At 46.6% G+C, this 4,484-nt stretch carries 4 protein-coding genes; 1 reads left to right on the top strand and 3 read right to left on the bottom strand.

The features are described from left to right. A partial coding sequence (gene rpsA, locus AC4E7D_RS12040; RefSeq protein WP_490174039.1) for a 30S ribosomal protein S1 occupies window positions 1–1,422 on the bottom strand: 1,422 nt, incomplete at its 3' end. Window positions 1,423–1,682: 260 nt separating this feature from the next. Here rpsA and AC4E7D_RS12035 point away from each other — a divergent pair. Then, window positions 1,683–2,063 carry a LysM peptidoglycan-binding domain-containing protein gene (locus AC4E7D_RS12035; RefSeq protein WP_490174038.1) on the top strand — a complete coding sequence of 127 codons (381 nt, stop codon included), beginning with the start codon at window positions 1,683–1,685 and terminating at the stop codon, window positions 2,061–2,063. 41 nt (window positions 2,064–2,104) lie between these two features. Here AC4E7D_RS12035 and cmk read toward each other — a convergent pair whose 3' ends face one another. Further along, the gene (gene cmk, locus AC4E7D_RS12030; RefSeq protein ID WP_490174037.1) at window positions 2,105–2,797 is read right to left on the bottom strand and encodes a (d)CMP kinase; all 693 of its coding nucleotides are present in this window, start codon (window positions 2,795–2,797) and stop codon (window positions 2,105–2,107) included. A gap of 52 nt (window positions 2,798–2,849) precedes the next feature. After that, the coding region (gene lon / locus AC4E7D_RS12025) for an endopeptidase La (RefSeq protein WP_490174036.1) at window positions 2,850–4,484 on the bottom strand (1,635 nt) is incomplete at its 5' end.

The following is a 4,484-nucleotide window of genomic DNA, read 5'->3' as shown; positions in this document are numbered from 1 at the left end:
CAGTTTTCGCCCTTCCACATCCAGTTCCAGTACTTCAACTTCCAGGGTGTCACCAACGGTAACAAACTCTGATGGGTGCTTAATTTTCTTGGTCCATGACAGGTCAGAAATATATATAAGTCCGTCAATACCTTCTTCCAATTCTACGAAGACACCAAAGTTTGTAAAGTTCCTAACGATTCCTTTATGGCGTGATCCAACAGGATATTTGGTAGTGATATCTGTCCATGGATCAGGTGTAAGCTGCTTGAGGCCCAGAGACATTTTGCGGTCTTCCCTGTCAAGGGTCAGGACCACTGCCTCGAGTTCATCACCCACATTCACGAAATCCTGTGCAGAACGCAGGTGTGTGGACCAGGACATCTCGGATACGTGAATGAGTCCTTCCACGCCTTCTGCCACTTCCAGGAAGGCACCGTAATCAGCTATAACCACAACCTTACCTTTCACCTTGTCGCCCACCTGAATTTCATCACCAAGGGCATCCCATGGGTGCTTTTCAAGTTGCTTCAGACCCAATTGGATCCTGGATTTATTATCGTCGAAATCGAGGATTACCACGTTCAGCTTCTGGTCTAGCTCTACCACCTCATTCGGGTGATTGATTCGACTCCAGGACAGGTCGGTAATGTGGACGAGTCCGTCTACCCCTCCAAGGTCGATAAATACCCCGTAGGAAGTGATGTTCTTCACAACACCTTCGAGTACCTGGCCTTTTTCCAGCTGGCTGATAATCTCACGTTTCTGCTCTTCAATATCGGCCTCGATCAGTGCTTTGTGGGAAACCACAACGTTTTTGAATTCCTGGTTGATTTTCACCACCTTGAATTCCATGTTTTTCCCAACATATTGATCATAGTCACGGATAGGTTTCACATCGATCTGCGAACCGGGAAGGAAGGCTTCAATTCCAAACACATCCACGATCATACCTCCTTTGGTTCTGCATTTGACATAACCTGTAACTACTTCCTCCTTATCGTGGGCCGCGTTAACACGATCCCAGGCCTTAATGATCCTTGCTTTTCTGTGTGAAAGTACAAGTTGGCCGCTTTTATCCTCCCGGATATCAATAAGTACCTCTACCTTATCCCCAACTTTCAGGTCAGGATTGTATCGGAACTCGTTCAGGGAAATCACCCCTTCTGATTTGGCATTGATATCGATAATGGCCTCCCTGTCTGTAAGGTGGGTAACCGTACCTTCAACTACCTCTTCGTCTGCAGTGTCCACGAAATTCTCGGCAACCAACTTCTCAAATTCTTCCAGTTTGGAATCTTCAATACGCTCAATGCCTTCCTCGTACTTTTCCCAATCGAAAGTGTCCAGAAATTCCTGGGGGTCCTGCTGAGGGGTTTCTACTTTTTCTTCTTTAACCTGAGCCGTTTCCTGCTCGGGTGCTGTTGTTTTTTCTTCAGCCATCTGCTGATGTTACTTTGTATTCTGCCAGGCCCCAGGAGTTAGGCAATGCCCACAGAAGGTATTAGTATTGTTTTTTATGGCCCTTTTCGCTCCTGATTACTCGCCAAAAAGGTGCGCAAAAATACAATTTAATTCTTGTTTTTCAAACCTTTAGTCCATTTGTGTGTCCCTCCAACTCTTTCCATAGCCTATACGGTGTAATTCGGGTTATAAATCGTACCTTTAAGCAAACTATTGTTAACCATTAATAACAACAAAATATGAGCGTAAAGGAGAAATATCAGCCTGTCCTTGACCTTGGCGAAAAAATTGGGGTAAAGGATGGAAAGGTATCCGAAGAAAATGGGGTTTTAAAAATCAAAGGACAGACCCAAACCCAGTATGAAAAAAATATCTTGTGGGACAAGATCAAGGAAATTGGCGGGGAAAAACCCTCCGATATCATGGCGAATATCACCGTGGAGGATGATTCTGTTTACCACAGGCATGTTGTAAAATCCGGGGAATCGCTTAGTAAAATAGCAAAACACTATTACGGAGACCCTATGAAGTACAAAGCCATTTTTGCCGCAAATACGGACAAACTCAAAAACCCTGACCTGATCTATCCGGACCAGGAACTGGTGATCCCCAACCTTTAGGAAGATTCACAGTAAAGAAAAGCGGCTTTAGGGCCGCTTTTTTATTGTGCTTGTATTATCTGCTGTGTCAGGAAAAGCAATCTATCAAATTGTTCCTCCTGGCTCATATCGCTGTTATCGATAACTATTGCCCCTTTGGCCTTTTTCAGGGGAGAAACGGCCCGTGTTGCATCAATATGATCGCGTTTCCGCACGTTTTCAAGTACATCCGCGAAATGGACGTCCTCACCCCTCTCCAAAAGTTCTTTATACCGTCTGTTTGCCCTGATCTCTGGGGAAGCGGTCATAAAGATCTTTAGTTCGGCCTCTGGGAAAACTACCGTCCCGATATCCCTGCCATCCATGACAATGCCCTTGGATTGGCCCATCTTCCGCTGCAGGGCAACTAGTTTTTCCCGTACTTCAGGAAAAACAGCAACCTGACTTACCATTCGGGATACTTCCAGGGTGCGGATCTGTTTTTCCACATTTTCCGAATTGAGGTACATGTCGGATCTTCCGGTTTCCGCATTGTGCCGAAATTCCAGATCCAGTTGATTGAGGTTCTTAAGCAGCTTTTCCTTGTTTACGGTATCCCCACTGATAAAGCCCGATCTTAGTGCAAACAGCGTAACGGCCCTGTACATGGCACCCGTATCTACGTAGATGTAAGATAACGCCTCGGCTAATTGCCGGGCTACGGTACTTTTTCCTGTGGAGGAAAAACCATCAATGGCGATTGTTATTCGTCGCATCACTTAAAATTACTCAGATTTAATCAGAAATCTGAACCTGCTGCACCTGGCTTCAGAGTTTTTTGGGGTTTTTCACTTTTTGATCAGTAATTGCGATATCGATCACCTCACTCATATCCGTGACATAATGGAAGGTAAGCCCTTTCAGGTATTCCTCTTTGATCTCCCTGACGTCCTTCCGGTTGTCTTCGCACAAAATGATCTCTTTGATCCTGGCCCGTTTTGCCGCCAGTATTTTCTCTTTTATCCCGCCAACAGGAAGCACTTTGCCTCGCAGTGTAATCTCTCCGGTCATGGCCAGGCTTTTCTTGACCTTCCGCTGGGTAAAAAGGGAAAATAGGGAAGTGAGCATAGCAATTCCGGCACTCGGGCCGTCCTTGGGGGTAGCTCCTTCAGGAACGTGTATATGTACATTGTACTTTTCAAAAATCTCTGGTTTCAGGCCATACCGTACCGCATTGGATTTGATGAATTCCATGGCGATTGTGGCCGACTCCTTCATGACCTTCCCAAGGTTACCTGTAATGTTGAGGCCACCTTTACCCCTTGAAATAATGGATTCAATAAAGAGGATATCCCCTCCCACCCGGGTCCAGGCCAGACCGGTAACCACACCGGCAACTTCGTTATTCTCATACTTGTCGCGCTCCAGGCGGGGTGGCCCCAACACCTTCTCTACATCTGCATGGGTTATCTTGATCTCATAGGGCTCCTCCATGGCAATGGATTTGGCCGCAAAGCGAACCATTTTAGCAATCTGCTTTTCCAGGCCACGCACCCCAGATTCACGGGTATACCCTTCTACGATCTTTTCGAGTTGGGGTTTACCAATTCGCAAATGACTCTTATCCAGGCCGTGCTCTTTCAATTGCTTTGGCAACAGGTGGCGTTTTGCGATCTCCACTTTTTCTTCAATGGTATACCCCGTTACATTGATGATTTCCATACGGTCTAGCAATGCAGGCTGGATGGACCCCAGGTTATTGGCCGTGGCGATAAACATCACTTTGGACAAGTCATAACCCATTTCCAGGAAATTGTCATAAAACTCCTTGTTCTGTTCAGGGTCCAGCACCTCCAGCATGGCTGAAGAAGGATCGCCCTGATGGGAATTAGACAGTTTGTCTATTTCGTCCAATATGAATACCGGGTTCGAAGTGCCTGCTTTTTTGATGTTTTGCACGATGCGGCCCGGCATGGCCCCAATGTACGTTTTCCTGTGGCCGCGGATCTCTGCCTCATCGCGTAAACCACCCAGGGACATACGCACATATTCCCTGCCGAGGGCTTCTGCAATTGATTTCCCCAGAGAAGTTTTACCTACCCCCGGAGGCCCATACAGGCAGAGGATAGGGGATTTCATATCCTGTCTCAGCTTCAGTACAGCCAGGTATTCTATGATCCTGCGCTTTACATCCTCGAGCCCGTAGTGATCCCTGTCGAGAATTCGGGAGGCGCGCTTGAGGTCAAATTTATCTTTGGAATACTCGTTCCATGGGAGGTCCAACAGCAGGTCCAGGTAATTTCGCTGTATAGAATATTCAGCTACCTGCGGATTCATCCGCTGTAATTTGGCCAGTTCCCGGTTAAAATGCTCTTCAACTTTTTTACCCCACTTTTTCTTTTTGGCACGCACCTGCATTTCCTGGATTTCCTCATCATAGGAAACACCGCCCAACTCTTCCTG

This window comes from Lentiprolixibacter sp., assembly GCF_982873095.1.
The sequence above is the reverse complement of the archived record's forward strand: the minus strand, read 5'-3'. Positions and strand labels throughout refer to the sequence as shown.